The 23505-nt window shown below is 41.3% G+C and carries 29 protein-coding genes and 1 pseudogene; 23 read left to right on the top strand and 7 right to left on the bottom strand.

Going from position 1 to position 23505, the window contains the following annotated elements; all coding sequences use genetic code 11:
- The first annotated feature begins 305 nt into the window (after positions 1-305).
- The 4 genes from tsaE to tsaD are packed head-to-tail and all read left to right on the top strand — an operon-like array spanning position 306 to position 2956.
- Complete coding sequence (gene tsaE / locus CHI10_RS21475) at positions 306-761, top strand: tRNA (adenosine(37)-N6)-threonylcarbamoyltransferase complex ATPase subunit type 1 TsaE (protein WP_095246179.1); 456 nt, start codon at positions 306-308, stop codon at positions 759-761.
- On the top strand, positions 758-1462 hold the full coding sequence (tsaB, locus tag CHI10_RS21470; protein WP_095246178.1) for a tRNA (adenosine(37)-N6)-threonylcarbamoyltransferase complex dimerization subunit type 1 TsaB: 705 nt from the start codon (positions 758-760) through the stop codon (positions 1460-1462). Before tsaE ends, tsaB begins: the two co-directional genes overlap by 4 nt.
- A gap of 16 nt (positions 1463-1478) precedes the next feature.
- Positions 1479-1928 carry a ribosomal protein S18-alanine N-acetyltransferase gene (gene rimI / locus CHI10_RS21465; protein WP_095246177.1) on the top strand — a complete coding sequence of 150 codons (450 nt, stop codon included), beginning with the start codon at positions 1479-1481 and terminating at the stop codon, positions 1926-1928.
- A complete protein-coding gene (gene tsaD / locus CHI10_RS21460) occupies positions 1928-2956 on the top strand; it encodes a tRNA (adenosine(37)-N6)-threonylcarbamoyltransferase complex transferase subunit TsaD (RefSeq protein WP_095246176.1) in 1029 nt (342 codons plus the stop codon). Before rimI ends, tsaD begins: the two co-directional genes overlap by 1 nt.
- A 224-nt stretch (positions 2957-3180) precedes the next feature.
- Here tsaD and CHI10_RS21455 read toward each other — a convergent pair whose 3' ends face one another.
- Positions 3181-5106, bottom strand: coding sequence for an ABC-F family ATP-binding cassette domain-containing protein (locus CHI10_RS21455; protein ID WP_095246175.1), 1926 nt, complete (start codon positions 5104-5106; stop codon positions 3181-3183).
- Between the two features lie 191 nt (positions 5107-5297).
- Between CHI10_RS21455 and moaC the strand changes: the two genes are divergently transcribed.
- Both moaC and CHI10_RS21445 read left to right on the top strand, forming a co-directional pair.
- Positions 5298-5780, top strand: a complete 483-nt coding sequence (gene moaC, locus CHI10_RS21450) for a cyclic pyranopterin monophosphate synthase MoaC (RefSeq protein WP_095246174.1) — start codon at positions 5298-5300, stop codon at positions 5778-5780.
- A gap of 27 nt (positions 5781-5807) precedes the next feature.
- Entirely contained in the window at positions 5808-6452 is a 645-nt protein-coding gene (locus tag CHI10_RS21445; RefSeq protein WP_095246173.1) for a redox-sensing transcriptional repressor Rex, read from the top strand.
- A gap of 22 nt (positions 6453-6474) precedes the next feature.
- On the opposite strand, the gene CHI10_RS21440 is transcribed toward CHI10_RS21445, so the two are convergent.
- Together CHI10_RS21440 and CHI10_RS21435 are read right to left on the bottom strand one after the other, a co-directional pair.
- A complete protein-coding gene (locus CHI10_RS21440) occupies positions 6475-6666 on the bottom strand; it encodes a YdiK family protein (RefSeq protein WP_095246172.1) in 192 nt (63 codons plus the stop codon).
- Between the two features lie 44 nt (positions 6667-6710).
- The gene (locus CHI10_RS21435) at positions 6711-7436 is read right to left on the bottom strand and encodes a CPBP family intramembrane glutamic endopeptidase (protein ID WP_095246171.1); all 726 of its coding nucleotides are present in this window, start codon (positions 7434-7436) and stop codon (positions 6711-6713) included.
- A gap of 315 nt (positions 7437-7751) precedes the next feature.
- On the opposite strand from CHI10_RS21435, the gene groES reads away from it, so the two are divergent.
- From groES to CHI10_RS21420, 3 genes are all read left to right on the top strand, one after another.
- Positions 7752-8036 (top strand): co-chaperone GroES, encoded by a 285-nt coding sequence (gene groES, locus CHI10_RS21430; RefSeq protein WP_009336289.1) that lies wholly within the window; start codon positions 7752-7754, stop codon positions 8034-8036.
- Between the two features lie 62 nt (positions 8037-8098).
- On the top strand, positions 8099-9730 hold the full coding sequence (gene groL / locus CHI10_RS21425; RefSeq protein WP_095246170.1) for a chaperonin GroEL: 1632 nt from the start codon (positions 8099-8101) through the stop codon (positions 9728-9730).
- Positions 9731-9987: 257 nt separating this feature from the next.
- Complete coding sequence (locus CHI10_RS21420; protein WP_095246169.1) at positions 9988-10335, top strand: VOC family protein; 348 nt, start codon at positions 9988-9990, stop codon at positions 10333-10335.
- 137 nt (positions 10336-10472) lie between these two features.
- Here the strand turns inward: CHI10_RS21420 and CHI10_RS21415 are convergent, their stop codons facing one another.
- The 3 genes from CHI10_RS21415 to CHI10_RS21405 all read right to left on the bottom strand — a co-directional run bounded on the left by CHI10_RS21415 (position 10473) and on the right by CHI10_RS21405 (position 12570).
- Positions 10473-11657 carry a DUF4317 domain-containing protein gene (locus CHI10_RS21415; RefSeq protein WP_095246168.1) on the bottom strand — a complete coding sequence of 395 codons (1185 nt, stop codon included), beginning with the start codon at positions 11655-11657 and terminating at the stop codon, positions 10473-10475.
- Between the two features lie 252 nt (positions 11658-11909).
- Positions 11910-12197 (bottom strand): YwqI/YxiC family protein, encoded by a 288-nt coding sequence (locus tag CHI10_RS21410; RefSeq protein ID WP_095246167.1) that lies wholly within the window; start codon positions 12195-12197, stop codon positions 11910-11912.
- A gap of 16 nt (positions 12198-12213) precedes the next feature.
- Entirely contained in the window at positions 12214-12570 is a 357-nt protein-coding gene (locus CHI10_RS21405; protein WP_095246166.1) for a YwqH-like family protein, read from the bottom strand.
- Between the two features lie 213 nt (positions 12571-12783).
- On the opposite strand from CHI10_RS21405, the gene CHI10_RS21400 reads away from it, so the two are divergent.
- The 9 genes and pseudogenes from CHI10_RS21400 to CHI10_RS21360 all read left to right on the top strand — a co-directional run bounded on the left by CHI10_RS21400 (position 12784) and on the right by CHI10_RS21360 (position 17528).
- Positions 12784-14502, top strand: a complete 1719-nt coding sequence (locus CHI10_RS21400) for an LXG domain-containing protein (protein ID WP_095246165.1) — start codon at positions 12784-12786, stop codon at positions 14500-14502.
- A 7-nt stretch (positions 14503-14509) separates the two neighbouring features.
- Positions 14510-14926, top strand: coding sequence for an immunity 70 family protein (locus tag CHI10_RS21395; protein ID WP_095246164.1), 417 nt, complete (start codon positions 14510-14512; stop codon positions 14924-14926).
- A gap of 202 nt (positions 14927-15128) precedes the next feature.
- Complete coding sequence (locus CHI10_RS21390; protein WP_142301790.1) at positions 15129-15365, top strand: hypothetical protein; 237 nt, start codon at positions 15129-15131, stop codon at positions 15363-15365.
- A gap of 173 nt (positions 15366-15538) precedes the next feature.
- Positions 15539-15652: pseudogene (locus CHI10_RS22815) on the top strand (hypothetical protein); the annotation flags it as partial.
- Positions 15653-15700: 48 nt separating this feature from the next.
- Complete coding sequence (locus CHI10_RS21380) at positions 15701-16141, top strand: SMI1/KNR4 family protein (protein WP_095246161.1); 441 nt, start codon at positions 15701-15703, stop codon at positions 16139-16141.
- A 167-nt stretch (positions 16142-16308) separates the two neighbouring features.
- Positions 16309-16512, top strand: a complete 204-nt coding sequence (locus tag CHI10_RS21375) for a hypothetical protein (RefSeq protein WP_095246160.1) — start codon at positions 16309-16311, stop codon at positions 16510-16512.
- A 122-nt stretch (positions 16513-16634) separates the two neighbouring features.
- Positions 16635-16877 carry a hypothetical protein gene (locus tag CHI10_RS21370; protein ID WP_048010884.1) on the top strand — a complete coding sequence of 81 codons (243 nt, stop codon included), beginning with the start codon at positions 16635-16637 and terminating at the stop codon, positions 16875-16877.
- Positions 16878-16897: 20 nt separating this feature from the next.
- Complete coding sequence (locus CHI10_RS21365; RefSeq protein ID WP_095246159.1) at positions 16898-17149, top strand: hypothetical protein; 252 nt, start codon at positions 16898-16900, stop codon at positions 17147-17149.
- 190 nt (positions 17150-17339) lie between these two features.
- The gene (locus tag CHI10_RS21360; RefSeq protein WP_095246158.1) at positions 17340-17528 is read left to right on the top strand and encodes a hypothetical protein; all 189 of its coding nucleotides are present in this window, start codon (positions 17340-17342) and stop codon (positions 17526-17528) included.
- On the opposite strand, the gene CHI10_RS21355 is transcribed toward CHI10_RS21360, so the two are convergent.
- Positions 17525-17758: a hypothetical protein gene (locus tag CHI10_RS21355; RefSeq protein WP_142301789.1), complete on the bottom strand. Its 234-nt coding sequence runs from the start codon at positions 17756-17758 to the stop codon at positions 17525-17527. The two genes, CHI10_RS21360 and CHI10_RS21355, sit on opposite strands and share 4 nt — an antisense overlap.
- Positions 17759-17841: 83 nt before the next feature.
- Here CHI10_RS21355 and CHI10_RS21350 point away from each other — a divergent pair, with 83 nt between their 5' ends.
- From CHI10_RS21350 to CHI10_RS21330, 5 genes are all read left to right on the top strand, one after another.
- Complete coding sequence (locus CHI10_RS21350; protein ID WP_095246156.1) at positions 17842-18474, top strand: hypothetical protein; 633 nt, start codon at positions 17842-17844, stop codon at positions 18472-18474.
- 230 nt (positions 18475-18704) lie between these two features.
- Positions 18705-19826, top strand: a complete 1122-nt coding sequence (locus CHI10_RS21345; RefSeq protein ID WP_095246155.1) for an ABC transporter ATP-binding protein — start codon at positions 18705-18707, stop codon at positions 19824-19826.
- A gap of 99 nt (positions 19827-19925) precedes the next feature.
- On the top strand, positions 19926-21425 hold the full coding sequence (locus tag CHI10_RS21340) for a glycine betaine ABC transporter substrate-binding protein (protein ID WP_095246154.1): 1500 nt from the start codon (positions 19926-19928) through the stop codon (positions 21423-21425).
- Positions 21426-21613: 188 nt separating this feature from the next.
- Positions 21614-22612, top strand: a complete 999-nt coding sequence (locus CHI10_RS21335) for an ABC transporter substrate-binding protein (RefSeq protein ID WP_095246153.1) — start codon at positions 21614-21616, stop codon at positions 22610-22612.
- A gap of 489 nt (positions 22613-23101) precedes the next feature.
- Positions 23102-23395 (top strand): WXG100 family type VII secretion target, encoded by a 294-nt coding sequence (locus tag CHI10_RS21330; protein WP_076262160.1) that lies wholly within the window; start codon positions 23102-23104, stop codon positions 23393-23395.
- The last annotated feature ends 110 nt before the right edge of the window (positions 23396-23505 follow it).

Here is a 23505-nt window from a genome sequence, read left to right as displayed (position 1 = left end):
ATAGCTCTAAAAAGTAAAACGAAACTTGGTTTCGTCTTTTTTTTATGCCTTTTTACCATTAGTGTATATGATGTTAATAATGAAAATAGCTTACTTTGCCCATTGCTGCAAAATAAGGTAAACTACATATAGACTATTCTCCTTAGGATTTATCCTAAGGTTTTTTTGTAATCTTAGAATGCAGTTCTTTGAATTTCGAGAACTGTCCACCGCAATCTCCTACTGCCTTGAGGCGGTATGGGTGATAAAGCGTTTGTACTTTTTCTTTTCGCTTATAGATTAGATAATAAAAGGTGTTGAAACATATGAGTCAGTTTGAGTTTATCTCAAAGAACCCAGAGGATACGATGGGGTTTTCAGAAAAGCTTGGCAGCCTGCTTCAGCCGGGGGATGTCCTTGCTCTGGAAGGCGATTTGGGTGCGGGGAAAACGACCTTCACCAAGGGGCTGGCCAAAGGGCTTAATATAACACGGAATGTAAATAGCCCGACTTTTACAATTATTAAAGAATACCACGGAAGATTGCCCCTTTATCATATGGATGTATATAGAGTTGAAGATTCCTTTGAGGATTTGGGGTTTGATGAATATTTTGATGGTAATGGGGTCACAGTTGTAGAATGGGCTCATCTTGTTAAAGAACAGCTGCCCGAAGAGTTACTGACGATTTATTTATATCTTGATGATCATGACTCAAGAAGGCTTGTCCTGGAACCTCAGGGCAGAAGATATGAGGAATTGTGTAAGGAGATTATGTCATGAAGGTTTTGGCCATAGATACATCCAATTACCCTCTGGGAGTAGCTCTTCTGGATGGCGATCAGGTTATAGGCGAGTATATTACAAATGTAAAAAAAAATCATTCTGTCCGGGTTATGCCGGCTATTGATATTTTAATGAAAGACTGCGGTGTTAAGCCTGCTGAATTAGATAAAATTGTTGTAGCGAAAGGACCTGGTTCGTATACTGGAGTGCGTATCGGGGTAACGATTGCAAAAACACTGGCATGGACTTTAAATAAGCCGCTTGTTGGGGTATCAAGTCTTGAAGTTTATGCAGCCTCGGCTGGCAGATACTTCAATGGAGTCATTTCTCCCATATTTGATGCACGGAGAGGGCAAGTTTATACCGGCCTCTATCAGTATAGGGAAGGGCAGTTAGTATCGGTGATCAAAGACCAGCTTCTGCTTTCAAAAGAATGGGCAGCCATGCTCTCAGAACAGCAGGAAAACGTTCTTTTCATTGGGAATGATTTGCCATTGCATAAAGATGTATTCAGAGAATTCCTTAATGAGCGGGCAGTGTTTGCTTCACCTGCAGAACATAACCCAAGGCCGGCAGAACTTGCTTTATTAGGACGTGACCGCGAGGCTGAGGATGTCCATTCTTTTGTACCTAATTACATTAGGATTGCGGAAGCTGAAGCTAATTGGATAAAAGCAAACAAGGAAAAAAAGTTATAGATGAGGAAGCGGACGTATGAATAAATCCTTAACTTTCCGTTTGATGAATGAAGAGGATATTGATGATGTTTTGGAGATCGAACACAAATCCTTTGCAACACCCTGGAGCAGGGAGGCCTTTTTTAACGAATTAACTCATAACCAGTTTGCTTTGTATGTTGTTTTAGAAGAAGAAAATAAAGTAATAGGATACTGTGGAGCATGGATAGTCGTGGATGAGGCTCATATCACCAATGTTGCGCTGCTCCCTGAATATCGGGGGAGAAAACTTGGAGAAGCTTTGATGCGGCAGCTAATGGAGGTTGCGTCTGAAAAGGGAGTCATCACAATGACTCTGGAAGTAAGGGTATCCAACTTCACAGCTCAGTCCTTATACCGAAAGCTTGGTTTTCAAAACGGAGCCATCAGGAAGAACTATTACACAGATAATCAAGAAGATGCTTTAGTAATGTGGGTGAATTTATAATGAAAAAAGATCAATGGATCATGGGAATTGAAACGAGCTGTGATGAAACGGCTGTAGCCATCATTAAGAATGGACGCGAAATTACAGCCAATATCGTTGCATCCCAAATAGAAAGCCATAAACGTTTTGGCGGAGTAGTTCCCGAAATAGCTTCCCGTCATCATGTTGAACAGATAACAATCGTTCTGGAAGAAGCATTATATAAGGCAGGGATCACATATTCTGATCTTTCAGCAATTGCTGTAACGGAAGGACCTGGCCTTGTAGGGGCGCTTCTGATTGGGGTTAATGCCGCAAAAGCCGTTGCATTTGCTCACGGCATCCCGCTGGTAGGCGTGCATCATATTGCTGGCCATATTTATGCAAACAGACTGGTGGAAGAAATGGAATTCCCGTTACTTTCCCTGGTAGTCTCCGGCGGACATACAGAACTGGTCTATATGAAGGAGCATGGCCATTTCGAAGTAATTGGCGAGACAAGGGATGATGCTGCAGGTGAGGCATATGATAAAGTTGCCCGGACCTTAAACCTGCCATATCCGGGAGGTCCTCACATTGACAGACTCGCACATGAAGGGAATCCAGCTATTCAGCTTCCAAGAGCCTGGCTGGAAGAAGGTTCATACGATTTTAGCTTCAGCGGCTTAAAATCAGCGGTTATCAACACTGTCCACAACGCTGAACAGCGTGGAGAGAAGATAGTACCGGAGGATCTGGCGGCAAGCTTCCAGGATAGTGTTATTGACGTCCTGGTAACGAAAACAGAAAGAGCAGTTGAAGAGTATCAGGTGAATCAGCTTTTGCTCGCAGGCGGAGTTGCTGCGAATAAAGGTCTTCGGGCTTCTTTAGAAAAGAAGTTTGGAAATAGAGCTGATATAAAGCTTATTATTCCGCCATTATCTTTATGCACAGATAATGCAGCGATGATAGCGGCAGCAGGAAGTGTCCTGTTTGATAAAGGACACTTCGCCGGTCTGGATTTAAATGCAAATCCCGGTTTAGATATTACTATCCACAACGATAAATAAATAGGAAAAAGTCCCCGACAGCATAGGGGGCTTTTTCTGTGGATAAAATCATTCATTTCAGAATTTTATGTTGGTAATGTGGATAAAATCAGCTTTAATTGTGGATAATGTGGAAAAGTCTGTGGAGAGTACATATAACTGCGTTTTTCTTGTGATTATCTTTGTGGATAATAAAAAAGACTGGCAGTGACTATTCTACCAGTCTAAAAGTTATGAATATTCTCTTAATACTCTTCAGCTAAAAGCGTCCATTCTTCCATCAATTCTTCCAGCTTTGCTTTTGCTTCATCTGTTTCATTTGTTATTTCCATTACCTTTTCATGGTCCTGATAAACATTCGGATCACATAAAAGCTGATCATTAGCATCTATGACTGTTTCTAAGTCTTCTATGTGTTCTTCAATTTCTTCCATTCTTCTTTTTCGCTGGCGTTCGAGCTTTTTAGCTTCTTTATCCTGCTGATAATTATTTTTGTCCTGCTTAACAGGCTGCGATGCGGTGGTGTCAACTTGCTTATTAAGTGCAAGCAATTCCTCCTGCTCCTGCTTTTTTTCTACATAATAATCATAATCGCCAAGATATTCAGTTGCCCCGCTTCCAGAAAGTTCAACTACTTTTGTTGTAATTCTGTTGATAAAGTAGCGGTCATGAGAGACGAAGAGAATGGTCCCGGGATAATCGATCAATGCATTTTCAAGAATTTCCTTGCTGTCAAGGTCCAGGTGGTTTGTAGGCTCGTCCAGTATTAAAAAATTGGATTTCTGCATCATAAGCTTTGCAAGTGCGAGCCGGGCCTTTTCACCGCCGCTCAGTGTTGAAACCGTTTTAAGCACATCATCGCCGGAGAAGAGAAAGTTCCCAAGTATGGTCCTGATTTCTTTTTCCGGTTTCAGCGGGTATTCATCCCATAATTCGTTCAGGACTCTTTTGTTGCTTGTGAGCTCTGCCTGTTCCTGATCATAGTAGCCAATTGTCACATTGGAACCGTACTGAATCTCCCCTGAAAAAGAAGGGATTTTTTTGATGATGGTTTTAAGCAATGTGGACTTGCCGATTCCATTTGGGCCTACTAGTGCAATGCTGTCGCCTCTTGCCAGCCGCATTGAAATATTCTCGCTGACTTTCTCTTCGTAGCCTATAGCTAATGAATGTATATTTAACACCTCATTGCCCGACTGACGCTCGATGTCAAATCCAAAGGAAGCCGATTTCTCGTCTCCAAGCGGCCTGTCCATCACGTCCATTCTGGCCAGTTGCTTTCTGCGGCTTTGTGCCCTTTTGGTTGTGGAGGCCCGGGCGAGGTTTCGCTGAATGAAGTCCTGCAGCTTAGCGATTTCTTCCTGTTGTTTTTCGAATTGCTTCATCTCTTTTTCAAAATTAGCCGCTTTTTGATCCAAATAGGAACTGTAGTTTCCTGGGTACTTTCTTATTTGGTGGCGGGAAATCTCGTAAACCTGGGAAACGACCTTATCAAGAAAGTAGCGGTCATGTGATACGATTAAAATGGCACCGCTGTAGCTCTGTAAGTATTGTTCGAGCCAAGATAACGTTTCTATATCAAGATGGTTGGTAGGCTCATCCAGAATTAAAATATCAGGCTTTGTGAGCAGAAGTTTACCAAGGGCGAGCCTTGTTCGCTGTCCGCCGCTCAATGATGAAATTTTAGTATCATAGCCCATTGAGCTGAAATTGAGTCCATGGAGAATGGAACGGATATCTGCTTCATATTGATAGCCGCCATTTTCTTTGAAATCAACCTGAAGTTTGTCGTAATCTTTCAATACGCGTTCATAGGCATCAGAATTATTTAGGATATCAGGATCTGCCATTTGTTCTTCAAGGCTGCGAAGCTGTTTTTCCTGCTTTTGCAGATGACTGAAAACAGTCAGCATTTCATCCCAAATGGATAATTCCGATTCAAGGCCGGTATTTTGTGCCAGATAGCCAATGGTTACTTCCTTTGGCTTTATAATCTCACCAGAATCATACGTCATGTGTCCGGCAATTATTTTTAAAAGGGTGGATTTTCCTGCACCATTGCGTCCTACAAGGGCAATCCGGTCCCTGGTTTGTACTTCAAGCTTTATATTCGTTAAAATGGGATCAGCGCCAAAAATTTTTGCCAGCTGATTGACTTGTAATAGTATCATGTTCTTTCACCTCGGGTATAGAGTAAGTGTAACTCATTCATATATGTTCGGCAATAAAGGAGACAGGACTATAAGCACGCCTGCAGGGCATTAAATCATAAAAAAAGGTAAATAAATATGTGAAGAACCTTACAATGCACATACAAAGTAACGGAAAAATAGTGTATGATTTTGAAGAGAGGTGTTTTTAAATGGCGGATTTTACTCATTTTAATCAAGAGGGCAGGGCAAAAATGGTGGATGTCAGCGATAAGCCTGAGACGTCAAGGACGGCCATTGCTCAATCAAGTATTGCGGTGAATCAGGAGATATACGAGAAGATCACTTCCAACTCCATGAAAAAAGGGGATGTACTCGCTGTTGCACAAACGGCAGGCATTATGGCGAGCAAGAAAACATGGGACATTATTCCGATGTGCCATCCGCTGCCGCTAAAGGGTGTGGACATTTCATTTTCATGGAAAGCAGAAGAGGAAGAGTACGTTCTTATCATTACGGCTTCTGTTAAAACAAAAGGAAATACGGGTGTGGAAATGGAAGCGTTAACAGCAGCTTCTGTCTGTGCGCTGACCGTTTATGATATGTGCAAGGCTGTAGATAAAGGAATGGTAATCGGACCAACCTTTTTAATAGAGAAAACTGGCGGCAAAAACGGAGATTTTAAACGAAATTAATTCATCATAAGAAATGGGGATGGACGAATGGCCAATGAACCAATTAAGATACCGCAGGCAACAGCTAAACGGCTGCCTTTATATTACCGCTTCCTAAAGAATCTTCATTCCTCCGGCAAACAAAGAGTCTCATCAGCAGAGTTGAGTGAGGCGGTTAAAGTGGATTCTGCAACGATTCGCCGTGACTTTTCGTACTTCGGTGCGTTAGGGAAAAAAGGCTATGGATATAATGTGAATTACCTGCTGGGCTTCTTTCGGAAGACTCTTGACCAGGACGAGCTTACCAAAGTTGCTTTGGTCGGGGTAGGGAATTTAGGAACGGCCTTTCTTAACTATAATTTTCTTAAAAATAATAATACAAAAATAGAAGTGGCATTTGATGTGGATGAGAGCAAGGTTGGCACGGAAATCGGTGATGTGCCGGTCCATCATATGGATGACCTTGAAGAAGTGATTGTTAAAAATAATATTCAGGTGGCGATTTTAACGGTGCCTGCACCGCCTGCCCAGATGATTACTGATCGGATGGTGAATGCGAAAATAAAAGGAATCCTTAACTTTACACCTGCGAGGCTCACTGTACCGTCCTCGATTCGGATTCACCATATCGATCTGGCAGTGGAATTGCAGTCATTGGTTTATTTTCTGAAAAATTATCCTGAAGAAGTGTAAAAAAAATGAGCCTTTTGAGGGCTCATTTTTTCGTTTTAAAATGCTGACCAATCAAGCGGAGACCGGTGCCAAAATCAAATGTGGCAATTAGCATCAGAAAATAAGTAAAGAATCCCCAGGTTTCTTCCCGCTGGGTATTCTGTATGGCAATAAAGGTAAAAAGGCATCCGAGAAGGATGTAAATAAAGCCTGAAAACAAAGGTGTGCTTCTCATGATAATCCCCCAGTAATTTTAAAACTCCACAGCATTACGCTATGCTAGAAAAAGCTGATAAAGCTCTGCAAGTTTTCCATTTCCTTTAACCACTTTTGTATATTATCCTGATTCAGCTGAACAACCGCAACAAAGGTGTTCATCGCCACATGGGCAAAAATCGGCACGATGATCCGCTTCGTCTTGACATATAAAAAGGCAAAGGTGAATCCCATTGCTGAGTATAACAGTACATGTTCAGGCTCAAAATGGGCCAGAGCAAATATGACCGAGCTGATCAGGGCTGACAGGAAGAAGTTGAAGCGCTTGTGAAGAGAGCCAAAAATAACCTTTCTAAAGACGATTTCCTCAAGAATTGGCCCGATGACCGAACTGATTAAAATGACGATTGGCGATGCTTCAATAATCCGGATAATCTGCTGTGTATTTTCAGATCCCATTTCAATGCCAATCAGGTTTTCAATGCTTGCAGCTGTAGCTTGAGCAATCAGGGCCAAAAATATGCCTCCAATAGCCCAGCCCACAGAGCCTGCAACAGAAGAGGCATCCCTGTCCATTCCCCGTTTCATTTCTTTCCTTAGTAGTAGAAGCGTAATAATCAGCGTAATCGTGAAACTGATTACGAGCCAGTAGGCCACAGCCAGAATCTGCATATTCTCCGGATTCTTTCCGAGGGCATCGGCAGCTAATAAAACGAGCGGAACGCCAAACAAGCTTGAAAGCTGCATGGCAATATAGGCGATTAAAATAATCCAGTATTCCTTTTTCAAAGTGTTTTACCCCTTAATCTGAGTGTTGGAAACAAGTCCTAAAGCCATTGTACTCTTTATAAGGAGCGTCTTTCAAATATCAGCACCAAAGAGAGACCTGTTATGGTTAAAATGTGTGTTTCAGCAGCATCCTTAAGAGGTTGTCCGTGTCGAAAAATAGCGGGTAAGCGCGAATGAATTTTTTTATAAAAAATTTAAGCTTCACCCTTGCAAATAGAAAGGAGATTCATTAATATAATAATTGTGTTAGCACTCAAATAGAGAGAGTGCTAATAAATAAAAATATTTACATATTATTTGAGGAGGTTGTTTCACTTGTTAAAGCCACTAGGTGATCGAATCATTATCGAGCTTGTTGAAACTGAAGAAAAAACTGCAAGCGGCATCGTACTGCCGGACACTGCTAAAGAGAAGCCTCAAGAAGGCAAAGTTGTAGCTGTGGGAACTGGCCGCGTTCTTGAAAATGGTGAGCGTGTTGCCCTTGAAGTTGCTGACGGCGACCGTATCATCTTCTCAAAATATGCCGGTACTGAAGTGAAGTACGAAGGCAAAGAATATTTAATTTTACGTGAAAATGACATTCTTGCTGTAATTGGCTAATCGCCGATCAGTCGAAGATTATTAAAAGATAAAGCTAAAATTTTTGAGGAGGTTTTTTATCAATGGCTAAAGAGATTAAATTTAGTGAAGAAGCCCGCCGCGCGATGCTTCGCGGTGTAGATTCCCTTGCAAATGCGGTAAAAGTAACTCTTGGACCTAAAGGACGCAACGTGGTTCTTGAGAAGAAATTCGGTTCTCCATTAATCACGAATGACGGTGTGACAATCGCGAAGGAAATCGAACTTGAAGATGCTTTCGAAAACATGGGTGCAAAGCTTGTTGCTGAAGTTGCAAGCAAAACAAACGATGTTGCCGGTGACGGTACAACTACTGCAACCGTTCTTGCTCAGGCAATGATCCGTGAAGGCCTTAAGAACGTAACTGCAGGCGCTAACCCAATGGGTATCCGCAAAGGAATTGAAAAAGCGGTTTCTACTGCTGTTGAAGAGTTAAAAGCTATTTCAAAACCAATCGAAAACAAAGAATCCATCGCACAGGTTGCTGCGATTTCTGCTGCTGACAATGAAGTTGGCCAGCTGATCGCTGAAGCAATGGAGCGCGTTGGCAACGACGGTGTTATCACAATCGAAGAATCTAAAGGATTCACAACTGAGCTTGATGTAGTAGAAGGTATGCAGTTCGACCGCGGATATGCTTCTCCATACATGGTGACAGATTCTGATAAGATGGAAGCGGTTCTTGAAAACCCTTATATCTTAATCACTGATAAGAAAATCACAAGCATTCAGGAAATCCTTCCTGTACTTGAGCAGGTTGTACAACAAGGCAAGCCATTATTGCTTGTAGCTGAAGATGTTGAAGGTGAAGCACTTGCTACACTAGTAGTAAATAAGCTTCGCGGAACATTCAATGCAGTAGCAGTTAAAGCTCCTGGCTTCGGTGACCGCCGTAAAGCTATGCTTGAAGATATCGCGATCCTGACTGGCGGTGAAGTAATCACTGAAGAGCTGGGACGTGACCTTAAATCTGCTACAATCGATTCTTTAGGACGCGCTTCTAAAGTGGTTGTTTCAAAAGAAAACACGACGATCGTTGAAGGTGCTGGAGACAGCGCGCAAATCGGCGGCCGTGTGAACCAGATCCGCACTCAAATGGAAGAAACAACTTCTGAATTTGACCGTGAAAAATTACAAGAGCGCCTTGCTAAGCTAGCTGGCGGTGTGGCAGTGGTTAAAGTTGGTGCTGCTACTGAAACTGAATTGAAAGAGCGCAAGCTTCGCATCGAAGACGCCCTTAACTCTACACGTGCAGCTGTAGAAGAAGGAATCGTTTCCGGTGGTGGTGTTGCCCTTCTAAACGTATACAACAAAGTGGCTTCTATCCAGGCTGAAGGCGATGAAGCAACAGGTATCAATATCGTACTTCGTGCAATGGAAGAGCCTGTACGCACAATTGCACACAATGCTGGCCTTGAAGGTTCAGTTATTGTTGACCGCTTAAAGCGCGAAGCAGTTGGAACAGGTTTCAACGCTGCTACTGGCGAGTGGGTAAACATGATCGAAGCTGGTATCGTTGACCCAACTAAAGTAACTCGTTCAGCTCTTCAAAACGCTGGATCTGTTGCGGCTATGTTCTTAACAACTGAAGCAGTTGTTGCTGACAAGCCAGAAGAAAATGCTGCTCCTGCAATGCCTGATATGGGCGGCATGGGTGGAATGGGCGGCATGATGTAATCATCGCCCAAACCCCTTGATACATGAGGGTTTGATGAAAGTGTGGAGTGGAATGCTAACATCTTGCTAACATTTCTCACCTAAAATTAGAGGTTTCTCATGAGTTGTGCAAACTTGTGGGAAGCCTCTTTTTTTAATTCTTTTGTTTTTGTTTTCTCGCCATAATTCCTCTCTTCAAGTTGAAGAAGGAGCTTTACATTACATCTCGAATATCTAATGTAATTGAAAAACTAAAAGAAAGACTGGAGCTGGTTACAATGATAAAAGGTATCGGCGGGATATTTTGGAGAACAAAGAACCTGGATGCGGTGAAAAAATGGTACAGTGAAGTGTTAAAGATAGAAATAGATAATTGGAACGGGACTGTGATTACTTCCCAATTAGAAAATGAGACGATCTTTTCTTTCTTTTCTGAGGATGACAGTTATTTTCCTGCAGAACAACAAGTGATGTTAAATTTTCAAGTACATAATTTAGACGAGATGATTACACATCTTGAACAAATTGGTGTACCTCTTGTTAAGGAAAAAGAAGTTAGTGAGTTTGGAAAATTTATTTGGATTGAAGATCCTGAAGGCCGGCTGGTCGAGCTTTGGGAGAAATAGCGTATTTAAAAACAAGAGACATAGGGACAGGCACATTGTCCCAACCCCTAAACTGCTTATAACGCCAAAAAAGGAATTCCTATCTGGAAATTCCTTTTTTAAATAGTATACTTCTTTCGAAAGACAGCACCGCTGCTTTATTCTTTATCATGACCCCCGCCAAATGCTTCCGGAATCATCGTAAAGCCTTCAATCACGGTATCTTCTTCCACCTCGATCATCAGGTAACGCTTGCCGTCAAAGTTAATTTGTCTTACATATCTAAGATCCTGCGGGCAGATGGATATGTTGGCTGCCTTTGTGCTGATTTTGATTGATTTTGAATTGTATTTAGGCAGGACGCTGCTTGCCTTTATTTCATATTTGTCATCATCAATGATCTTTTGATAAGCGGATTGGACCTTTTCAGAATCAATGTCTTCGATGCCGCTCACCTTTAAAACATGTTCTATGTCTTTGGAATCCAGCTTCGGTGGTTCATCCTCTTCGTTTTCCACGATCATCCGGTTTATCTCTTCATATACGCTGGAAAGTGTTGATGTGCTAAGCTGATCTCCCGTTACGTCTTTAATAATTTCTTCAAAAACGATTTTATCATCCTGTGCCGTCATTGTTTCTTCCCCGTTTAACACGTCCTCAATGAACTGGTGGTCGGGCTCATGGACCTTGCCTGCAGAATACAGGACGTGATTGACATCAGCCGCGTGATCGGTGAAGCAAGGGAATAGGAACCCTGAAATGGGAGACTTGAGGTTGATAATCGGATCAACGGTAAAATGATATTTAAATTCCCTTTCAACATAATCAAAAAGCAGTTCTTTCTTCGGTTCCTGCGTGTTATTGATGCTGCAGAGAATAAAGGGATGAGAATAAACGGCATCCCGTTCACTTTCCTCGGCCTCTGGATTGCGGCGCTTCATAGGCTTTAGATACTCTCCTCGAATGAACGTAACAACAATATCTTTTTCATATTGCCGGACTCCCAGCATTTTGCCGACAATCTGAAGCATTTGTTCCGTCCAGCCCTCAGCATCATTGGTCAGCAGCCCTTGATGAAGGATGAGCTGACTGCTGTTTTCCGCATCCCTCTGAAACTTTAATTCAAAGAGCTTTTCATCCAATTGGCCGCCCAGCAGCTTTTTGAAGTTGTCCATAAAGAGCTCCTGCTGATCCTGATCCAGCATTTCAAAAGGCTGGCTCTCATAATGATATATCTCGCTTGATTCCTTCATAATATAGACGTTAAAAATATCTGAGATCTTTAGTAAGTCATTATTTAATTTAAATTGTTTCCGAATCTGTGCAATGTCTTTTTTGTTCACGGTTAAAATCCACTCCTAAACTGCCCAATATGCATATCTACTAGAATAACAAAATACATCCGCTCTATAAATTATTATTTATTTTCGTTTTTTTATAAGGGGTTTATTAATGGAAATTTGGAAGAGGGGAAGTGACTGTGGAATTCTGGTATTCTGCCAGCATTGAGGGGATAAAAAGAGGCTTCTCATAAGCTGGCCAAAACTTATCGGAAGCCTTTTTACTTTATCGAAAAGGGTTGTTTACTAAGGAGATTATTTTTTCTGCACCGCATGTATACCTCTGGATAGCAGCCGATCCGATTCATCTAAGAATTGTACGGATTGCCGTGTTGTTTCTTCATTTTGGAGCAATATAGATTTATAGGCTTCTGTCACCTGCTGAAGCTGCCTATTTAAAGCATTCAATTTATTGATGAAATCAAGGACATTATTTTCCCCAATAGTGGATGGAAGGGATGGCTGGAGCCCGTTAGCAGAGGATTGAAGCTTAGAGAGTGCCTGTTCTATATCGCTTATCATTAGCTTAATCTCAGTATCCATTCTCGATACCTCCTCATTATTTCTTCGACCTCTCTGCTGCAAGCTGTGCTTCCAGGGAAGCGATTGTTTGTTTGATAGATTCGATTTCCTGCTGGATCTGCTGCAGCTTCCGGCTTATAGCTGAAAACACCTCATGAAACTGATTTGACTCAATTTCAGTGTAACTCGTGAGCATTTGATCAAACCGGATATCCTCAAATTCATCTGCCAGCTTTCCCTGCCAGGTAAAAGGGGAAAGATCCGGCTTTGTGACGGTATGCCGATAGTGGTTAAACTCCTGCTGTTTTCCTTGGAGCTCCCCCTCACAGGCCAGCAGTCTCTGCAGATCCCTTTGTTTCTTCGCCAATAAACTGTAGTAATATCCTAAAGCCATGAATATTCACCTCTATATACTGCCAATTTCATATTATTAAATCGGGTAAAAAGAATCCATTTTACTATATCACAGGGAAATAATGTAATAATGATACATTTTTCTTATTTTAGACATTCTGTCGACGGGTATTTATTACTGTTTTATACAAAAGTGTAAAAATAATCCTATTCGTAATAAAATTACTCTAATTTTTAGTGTAAAGTATAAAATATGGAAAATTCTAGTGAGGGACTCTCTGAAGTGCCTCTATTCCAATTGTCGAATGGCAGGAGGCGATTTATACTGAAGGTATTAGATGCAAGGGAATTGCATAGCGGATTGAAGGAGCTTTACTCCAGTCTCGACTCCTTAGAAGAGCAGATAAGAAACATTGCGCGTGATGTAGAAGGAATCACCTCGCTTGAGGACTCCTTCTGTGGAGAGGGAGCAGCTGCTATTCAGGCTTTCTTCCAGGAATGTCATTCTCCTTTTCTCTTATTTTTTTTGGGTTTTCTTGCAGACTATCAAAATACTTTAAAAAGAATACTTTCTTCCCTTCAGATGCTCGAGCCGGCAAGCAATGGATTCATCCGCCAGAGCTTTTTGGATGGAGAAGCGGCACAGGGCCTGGTAAAAACAGAATCTATCACCACTAGCCTAACAGAAGAGACCAATGCGGTGATGCAGAAAGTTTCTGATATTGTCAGTCTCCCTCACCTGCAGGATGGGGAGTTTTCGGCACATGTAAGGAGAGCGGAACTTCACCGGCGAAATACGGTTGATGATCTTATGACTTTTGATAGCCAGCAAACACTGGCACTTGATCCAATTGAGCAGGATCTACATTTGATGCAGACATACATCGATGAAATTTCCAGCCTCTTTCAGAGTGGAAATCTCAGCATTTCCGGCTATTCCGTCAGGCAGCTTCAATCCAGCCCAATCTATGGAGAGCTTTTAGAAGGGATCAGGCATAAAGCAGGAAATTCCATGCGTTCTCCGGAATTCTTTAGAGAACTCGGCGTAACTGCTCTAGGTCAGATTCTGCCGCCCGGCGATTATTCCATCTGGGCTATCTGGAAGAGTACCTACGAAAGAAAGACCATCCGCTATCAGTTAACAGCCATGAAGGCCTTAGCAGAGCTAAACAGTAACGAAATCAGCCCGGAGGAATTCGCCTCCCTGAGCGGCAGAGAGATCCTGACTGTTAAAGTCATAGATGAGTATGGAACCATCAGCCGTAATGAGGGCGGCAATTTCTATCTATATGAAGATGGCCGGATCGTAAGAGAATTCGACAGTGAAAAAGGAACAGCCTATGAATTTGTCGACTCCATTCCAGAAGACCGCGTGGGAGGAGTTCGGGAACTGGACTCCATAGCTGACGGAACCCCGCTTGAAATACTCGAATACCTGTCGCTCGCGGCTGTTGTCAGAAAACAAGGAACCAAGGTCATTCGGAAAAGCATCAATAAGGCGGACTTTGATGCACTTGTTAGGATATTGAAAGAGGAAAAGGGTAATGTGGTCTTGCCGGGGAGGAAGACTGGTAAGGGTACGGGTAAAACTAGACCTTCATGGAGACAGTCTGAAAATGATGTAGGAAAAGAATATCCTGGATATCGTGACCAAGTTTCATTTAAGGAAGGTAATGAAGTAAGTCATGGCACTAAAAATAGTTCAAGACCAGATTTTTATATTAATGGTCATAGCATAGAAGTTAAGAATTATAAAGTGACTACATCTTCTGGTAGAAGTAACTTAATAAGAAATGTGTCAAAGCAAATAAATAAGCGGATAAGTGATTTACCTGAGCAAACAAGGCAATCTGTTATTATTGATGTTAGGGGTCAAATTATCACAAGGGATATTTTAAGAGACATTAAACAAAAAATAAATGAAAGAACAAATGATGCAGCAGATATAATTTTTAAAATGGATCAGAGGTGAAAGTTAGATGGCAGTAGGAATATTAGTAGATTGTTTTTATTACGAATTAGGTCATAGCGATTTTGTACATTCATTTTTTTCAACAATCTCATATCATTTAGAAAAAGAAGGATGGGGTACAAAATATCCTTTATTGATGAATGAGCTATATAATGACGAACTAAACTGGGATGATGTTTCTGTTGTAAAAGCTAATCTAATTGAAATTGAAAAGGAATTATCAAAGCACTCTCCAGAACAAGTTATATGGGATATTGATGACTTATCACAAAAACCACCGTGGGGGGATAAAATAAGTCCAAAAGTAACTAGTCTAGCGAATTATTTTGCAACAACTGATGGGAAAACATTTTTTGAGGTACTACGTACAGCACTTGATGTAGCAGAAGAAGATAAATGTGATTTGAAAATTCACAAACTATAACTTTTCTTATCCATGGGACGCTAACCCATGGTTTTTTTTACGATACGGAGTGCCGAATAAAACAAACTTTATTCAGATAATATACCTAAACATTCAGATAATATACCTAAACCTTGTAAGCTCTATGATTTTAACAAATTATTTAGTCCGTTCATCCTCTTTAAAATGTATGTAATCTATACTATTGTCAGCTTTAACAGAGTTGAACAGGAACGAAATCAGCCCGGAGGAATTCAGTTCTCTGAGCGGCAGAGAGATTCTGACTGTTGATGTCATAGATGAGTATGACATCTGCAGCGAGAATCAGGGCGGAAAGTTTCATCTATACGAGGACGGCCGGATTGTCCGGGAATTCTATGGAGAAAAAGGAAAAGCCTACGAATTTGTCGCCTCTATTCCGGAAGACCGCGTTGGAGGAGTGAGGAACTGGACTCCATAGCTGACGGAACTCCGCTTGAAATACTCGAATACATGTCGCTCGCGGCTGTTGTCCGAAAACAAGGAACCAAGATCATACGGAAAAGCATCAATAAGGCGGACTTTGATGCGCTTGTCAGGATATTGAAAGAGGAAAAGGGTAATGTAGTCTTGCCGGGGAGGAAGGCTGGTAAGGGTACGGGTAATAAGATAGATTCAGATACAATAAAAAAATATATTAGAGATATAGAAGGGCGAACAGGCAGAGAGTTACCTAAAAACCAAATAGAGAAGTTGAAGGAAGCCTTATAGAACAGGATCACCAGCAAATTCGCTATTTAAAGGAGGTAAAAAATAATGGGCTACGAATCTATGAAGGCAAATCAAGAAAATAGTTTTTATCGAGTAACTGAAAATGAAATAAAAGAGGTTGAGAAGGAACTCGATTTAAAATTTCCTAAGGAGTTAGTTAATTTTTATATAGAGGTTGGCTATGGGTTTATTAAAGGTTCAGAATTTAATATAAATCGTATTATGGATCCTTATTCCGTAAGAGATTTTCGATTAAGAGTTAACGATTTTGAGTTTTATCCTGACATAGAAATCTATGATGAATTTGAAAACAACAAACTAATATTTTTTGAAGGTAGTGAATCAGCTTTAATGTCAATTGAATTGAATGAAAAGAATAGCAGTCCGGTTTACTATTATGATATTCAAATTGCGACTTCTCTTGAAGAATTTTTAAGAAAAATTGAAGAAAATGATAAATATTACTTGGAGTTACTAGTTGATTAAAAAACATAATAAAATGCATACCTTGATTGGCAATACCTTTCAAGGTTTTTCGTATAATATATCCCCAACATTCCCCCTCCAAATGTAGTGAATTTGCCCAAGCCAAACCCATTTCCACGCATATACAATAATGTAGGCATATACAGAGGAAATGGAGGTATGTAGGAATGTACCCTTACAGAGGCCCTTATCAGCCGCATGATCAGCGTTTTATTGGATTCTTTGGTCTGCCTTTTTTAGGCGGGTTAGCAGGAGGTTTATTGGGCACTGCTTTATTCTATCCGCGTCCATTTTATGGGTATCCGCCACCGCCACCGCCTTATTATTACCCGCGGCCTTGCTGTGGACCGGGATTTGGATATCCTTATTAATAGCTGTCAGGGGGAGCTCTTTAAAAATGCTTCCCTTTTTTAAGCCTGAAAGCACCGGAGTCACAATGAAAAGAAAAGGGCATATAGTAACATAAACCGTTCAAGGAATGGAGGAAATAATCTTGCCTGTTTCTGTCGTGTTTAATCAGATTAATGTGCTGAGCATGTCCTCGAATTCCATAATTGGTTCTGGCCAAAACAGCCAGCCTGACTGGAATGCCCAGGGGAAATTTAATTCCGGCAATGGAAATTTTGTGAATTCGCTTGTGCTGGGCTGTACCAATATTATTAATGATCCTGATGGGATTGATAACCCCATTACGCAGCCTGAAAATATCAACCCGCAGCCAACTTCGCAAATATAAGAAAAGAAGTGGATATATAAATGAAATGCATCGATATACAATTCAACAATATCAATATCACTTCGATGTCTTCGAATTCAGGCATCTTTACTGGAGAGAACAATCAGACAAATTGGCAGGTGAACAGGAAAAATAACTACGGTTTAGGTAAAATTGCAGGTTATCAAAACATGGCTGCCAATATTGTAAACGTTATTAACGATAATGACTGGATTGATGCGGACTTTTCCCAGCATCAACAGAGTAATAATCAGCCTGTTACACAAAGTTAACGGTGAACATCCTGCCATCTTCCCTAAGGTGGTTTTATTTTGCGTGGACTCTTACTTATGGAGCAAAAGAGATTAACGTAGTGGGCACTGCTGAGAAGTATACCAAAAATCCTTGGGAATTAAAGGGGCATACTTCTCTATGTTGACCAATAATCATAATAATAATGACAATAGGGATAGGGGGCTCTAGATGGCTAAGATCCAGTATAAGTCTATTAAAGTAAGGGCTGTTCATAATAGCTCCGGTATTTTTTACGGGGACAATATTCAATATAAATGGCGCAGTAAGGCAAAAAAATCGGACGGGTTTGGAAATATAAAAGGAAGCCGCAGTAAGATATCTAATAATATTACAGCGGCATCAAAAAAAGAATCTTAAATCTTTTTCCCCTCCTTCTGATTTTCCGCTGTTTCTTTCAGGACAAAATGGGTATTATGGGAAATTTCATTTTCTTGTCCATATACTGCTCCAAAGCCTGAATGGGTTTTACCGGCAGAACTCCAATAAAACTGCCGGTTCTTTCCCATAAATATGCCTGAGTTGTTTTCCAACAGATCTACATTAAGATTATTGAAGATAATCTTAGGAGATTTGGGTTTTCTCATCATTTTTTCCCCCAGCACTGTATGAAATAACAATATACTATGCATCTGTTCATAGAGAGTGCCAATTTAGATAAAGGATGAAAGGCATGAACCTAAACGAAGATACACTTTTAAAACTGCTCCAGGATATAGAGAATCGAATGGCCCGGCTGGAAAAAATCATCAGGGAAGACAATAAGAATGTGCACCTTGATATCAAAAATATACAGACCTTAAATTTAGATAAGCTAATCTATAAGTTGGATAAAGTGGATATTAAAGAACTAAGCGGAGCCTTAAATATTGGGAATACCTTTCAGACTAGCGATCTTCATTCTCCTGAAGAGGCTGCCATGGGGAAGAATCAGAGGAAAGCGGGTCATGAGGATATAATCATAAAAATTAATGGAAAACAGATTCCCTATCGTACTAACGATGAGAAGCCGGCAAAAACGAAGAAGATTTCACCCTTCGATTCTGAGTTTAAGATTGGAGATATTCATATCGGCACCATTGAAGATGCCTCCGCGGTCAATTTCGGCAACAACTTTCCTACTGATTTCAGGAGCCATAAGAAACATAATCAGGGGTTTGGAAATATTATCGGGGATCATCACGATATTCATGATATGAAGACTTTCATGAAAGAAAGAGAGGCGACAGAGGTTTATAATGAACATCAGGATGGCCGGGAACCTTCATGGGCTGAGGAAGCTGAAAATGAGGATGAGGCACATTAACTAAACACGAGAGTTAGAAAGGGTTTTTCATCAGGGTGTTAAGATGAAGAACCTTTTTGGTTTGGAGAAAGAAGATTAAGGTTAAATATGAATATTATGGAATTATAGTGAGATAACTAAATTATCGATTTTTGCATGTTTAAGCGGTTTATGTTACGCTGAAAAACGTATCTGCGGATAGGTTATTCCATAATTTTACAAATAATTAATGTATTGGAGGTGCTGAAAAGTTGATTGAGTTTAAAGAAGTAAACAAAGTCTTTCAGGACGGGTTCCATGCTCTAAAGGATATTACCTTTAAAGTGGAGGAAGGTGAACTGCTGGTTTTGATTGGCCCCAGCGGATCTGGAAAAACCACAACCATGAGGATGATCAACCGTCTGATTGAGCCGACAAAAGGGACAATTACAATTGAAGGAAAAGATATTTCAAAAGAAGATCCAGTCAAGCTTCGCCGGACGATCGGCTATGTGATCCAGCAAATAGGGCTGCTTCCGCATATGACGATTAAAGAAAATGTATCGCTTGTTCCAAGGCTGATGAAATGGAAGAAGGAAAAGTACATAGATAAAGTGGACGAGCTGATGAATATGGTAGGACTGGATCCGGAGGTGTTTGGCGAACGTTACCCTTCAGAACTGAGCGGCGGACAGCAGCAGAGGATCGGTGTTATCCGTGCGCTGGCAGCTGAGCCGAAGATCATATTAATGGATGAACCGTTCAGTGCATTGGATCCAATCAGCCGGGAGCAGCTGCAGGATGAGTTAGTCCGCCTACAGCGGGATATCCAGAAAACGATTGTATTCGTCACCCATGACATGGATGAGGCACTTAAAATCGCTGACCGCATCTGTATTATGAAAGATGGAGAGGTGGTGCAGCTGGATACGCCGGAAGACATCATCCGCAGGCCGGCTAATGAGTTTGTCCGAAGCTTTATTGGAGAAGACCGGCTTCAGGAAAGTGACAGCATTTCATTCCCTAAACTGACCAAATTAATGGTTTCAGCTGTCACAGCGGGTGAAAACCGCAGGCTGGCAGAATCCCTAAAGATGATGCGAAGCAAACGGGTTAACAGTCTCGTGGTTGTGGATAATCAAAATATTTTTCAGGGAATTGCCACCGTCTGGGACGTCCAGAGAAATTACAAAGATGAAGAGTTGAGGCTTAAAGATATTATGGATTCAAGCGTCGTGACACTTCAGCAAAATGATCCGGCGGAAAAAGCCTTTCAGCTTGTGAACGAATCTGTTTACGGCTTTGTTCCGGTTTTGGATGAACACAGAAAACTTTTGGGCATTGTGACCCGATCGAGTCTTGTAGAATATATGGTCGACGAGATCGTCGAATAAACAGGATAGGGGGTGTAGACGATTCTTAACTTAATCAGCAGCACGGCTGACGTTTTTGTAAACCGCTGGCCTATAATATGGAACTTAATTTTAGAGCATATGTATTTATCGCTTATTTCGATCGCCATTGCGATTTTAATATCTGTTCCTTTGGGCATTTATTTAACCAGGCATCGGAAAATAGCCGATTCTATTATTGGGATTGCAGGAGTTTTTCAGACGATTCCAAGTCTCGCACTTCTGGTATTTTTAGTCCCATTCATCGGAACAGGACAAGCTCCTGCCATTATTGCTTTAACCGTATATGGTTTATTGCCCATTCTCCGGAATACATATTTAGGCATTACTGGTGTTGAAAAGTCTGCCATCAACGCCGGGGTCGGAATGGGAATGACGAATCGCCAGGTCCTTTTGATGGTGGAGCTTCCACTGTCCCTGAGTGTGATCATGGGCGGGATTCGTACGGCGACTGTATTAATTATCGGCGTAGCGACAATTGCAGGCCTCATTGGGGCTGGCGGTCTGGGAGATCTGATTTTCCGCGGGCTGCAGACTTATAATACAGGCCTAATTCTGGCAGGTGCAATTCCATCTGCTCTATTAGCGATTGTTTTTGACTATTTGCTGAAGCTGCTGGAGACAGATGTGACTCCGCAGGGGCTTAAACAAGGGCAGAAGACTAACCCAACTTTGAGCCGCTGGAGAAAATGGGTGGTGACTGCATTAATATTAATCCTTCCTCTTTCCGCCTTTGCTGCCCAGCTCGGTGAAACAGCCGGCGGAAAGGATACAATCACCATTACCGGCAAAAACTTCACGGAGCAGGAGATCATGGTTTACATTATGGGCCATCTGATTGAAGAGCATACAGATCTGAATGTGAAATATGAATCCTTCCTTGGCGGTACGGCACCTGCATTTGAAGGCGTTAATAGCGGAAATTATGATTTATATATGGAATATACGGGAACAGCCTTGCTGAGTATTTTAAAAGAAGAAATGATCAGCGATCCAGACAAGGTGTATGACCTTGTAAAAGAGCGCTTTAAGGCTGATTATGATTTGGTCTGGCTTGAACCATTCGGTTTTAATAACACCTATACACTGACTATAAGAAAAGAAGATGCTGATAAATGGGGTGTTAAAACCATCTCAGATTTAGCCAAGAAATCATCGGAGCTGTCTCTAGGCTCGGAGCCGGAATTCCTGGAGCGTCCAGATGGATATCCCGGCCTTGCAGATACTTACGGATTTGAATTTGGCGGAACACAGGCCATGGACTCCGGTATTATGTACAGTGCCATCAAGAATGGCGAAGTGGATGTCATTGACGCCTTTTCCACTGATGGCCGCATACCGGCATTCAATCTGCAGGTCCTTGAGGATGATAAAAAATTCTTCCCTCCGTATTATGCAACCCCTGTTATCAGGGCTGATACGCTGAAAGAACATCCTGAAATTGAAGAAGCGTTGAAGATGCTTGTTGGCAAAATTGATAATGAAAAAATGCAGGAGCTTAATGCAAGAGTTGATATTGATAAAGAGCAATATGAAGATGTGGCGGTTGATTTCCTGAAAGAAGAGGGATTGATTGACTGATATGATAGGGCTGCGGCAATGCCGCGGTCCTTTTTTTATGAAACATGCGTCAGGGACCCGTTTCTCCTTATTGATGTAAACATGTCAATTTACCAGACAAAAAGTGGATTAGCTATTGTTACAAACATATTAAACATGTTAATATCGAAATATTAAAAAAATTATAAAAATACTAGGGGGAGTTTTTGATGAAAAAGATGTTGGCCATCCTGGCAAGCAGTGCATTACTGATGCTTGCTGCCTGTGGTTCAGGAAGTGAGGAAACCAGCGGGGAAGCCTCAGAAAAGAAAACGGTTAAAATCGGCATCACCCAAATTGTCGAGCATCCATCCCTGGATTCTGCGAGAGAAGGATTTATTGCCGCACTCAAAGATGCGGGCTATGAAGAAGGAAAAAACCTTAAAATTGACTTCCAGAACGCCCAGGGGGATATGAACAACAATATGTCCATCGCCCAGAACCTGGTAGCGGACAAGAATGATTTAATCCTGGCGATTGCTACTGCGAGTGCACAATCAGTTGTACAATCCACAAAGGATATTCCGATCCTTTTTACAGCCATCACTGATCCTATTGGAGCTGAGCTTGTGGAAAGCTTGGAAAAACCGGGCGGGAATGCAACTGGTACATCTGACACACATCCGGATGCCATCAAAAATACAATTGACTCTATCAAAACATTTGTACCTGATGCTAAGAAGGTCGGCATCATATACAATGACGGGGAACCAAACTCAGTAGTAAATGTTAAGCATGCAAAAGAAGCTATCGAGGCGGCAGGTCTGGAAGCGGTTGAAACGACGATCTCAACAAGCTCCGAGGTGAAGCAGGCTGCTGAATCCTTAGTGGGACGTGCTGACGTGTTTTACATCCCTAAGGACAATACAGTCGTATCTGCCCTTGAATCTGTGCTGAACGTCGCCAATGAAAAAGACATTCCGGCTTTTGTGGGAGAAAGCGATTCGGTTAAACGGGGCGGCTTTGCCTCCTACGGATTTGAATATCATGATCTGGGATACTCCACAGGCCAAATGGCTGTTGAAATCCTTGAAGGCAAAAAGCCGAGTGAAATTCCTGTCGGCTACCCGGAAAGCCTTGAGCTTGTAATTAACAAGAAAGCAGCTGAGGAACAGGGGATTACTTTGACAGAGGACATGCTGAAGGATGCTAAGGTGGTTGGGGAATAAATAGGTTGTTAAAAGATACAGCGATTCAGCTGTATTTTTTTTTGCTTAGTGCAACCCGAAATTTATTACGGAAAATGATTCCAAAGAACTACATGATTTGGAAGGGGGATTTTAGGGAAATTAAGGGCTCACTAAAGCTTAATTAAAATCTACGTGAAAGGGTAATTTTACCTATAAAATACAAGCGGGGGTTTATAGATTTATAGGAATAAAACCACAGACATAATTCGACACGGGCTTATCAGCGATTTGACGAGTTTTGACTGCCATGATAGTAATTAATAGGTATAAAATTTATATTTATAGTTTGGATGAATAACAATAAATAGTAAAAACCTATGAAAAAAATACCAATTCAGGTTTAAGTATCTAAAAAGCGGGTATTAGTGGGTATAAATAACTGTTTTGTTATTTTCTGCAAGTAAGTAATTGACCTTTGCATTGTGTATTTTTACAATAATAGTAACCTATTGAAAAGGAGAGATTTGAATGTCAGGAGTTATTCGCGTTACACCAGCAGAATTAGTAGGCATGTCTAACCGTTATAATGGAGAAAGCAGCCAGGTTGGGGATCAGATTGTCCGTTTGGATAATATGATTCGTGAACTGGAAGGTGCATGGGAAGGGGAAGCAAGCAGAGCGTTTGCTGAACAATACCAATCTTTAAGACCTTCATTTGTTCAAATGCAGCAATTATTAGAGGATATTTCTGCTCAGCTTAATAATACTGCAAGAGCTCTTGAAGATGCTGATAACCAGATCGCTGGCCAAATTCGCGGTTAATTAGATCTGAATCAATTAAGTGGAGAAGGAGCGCTGCATTCACCAGATGAAAAGCGCTCTTTTTTTGGTACTAAATTAGCAAATTTTCACTTTGGTAATTTGTCTAGCTA

This window comes from Bacillus sp. 7894-2 (assembly GCF_002272225.1).
In the GTDB taxonomy this organism is placed as follows: Bacteria; Bacillota; Bacilli; order Bacillales; family Cytobacillaceae; genus Cytobacillus.
This window is presented reverse-complemented; position numbering and strand designations above follow the sequence as displayed.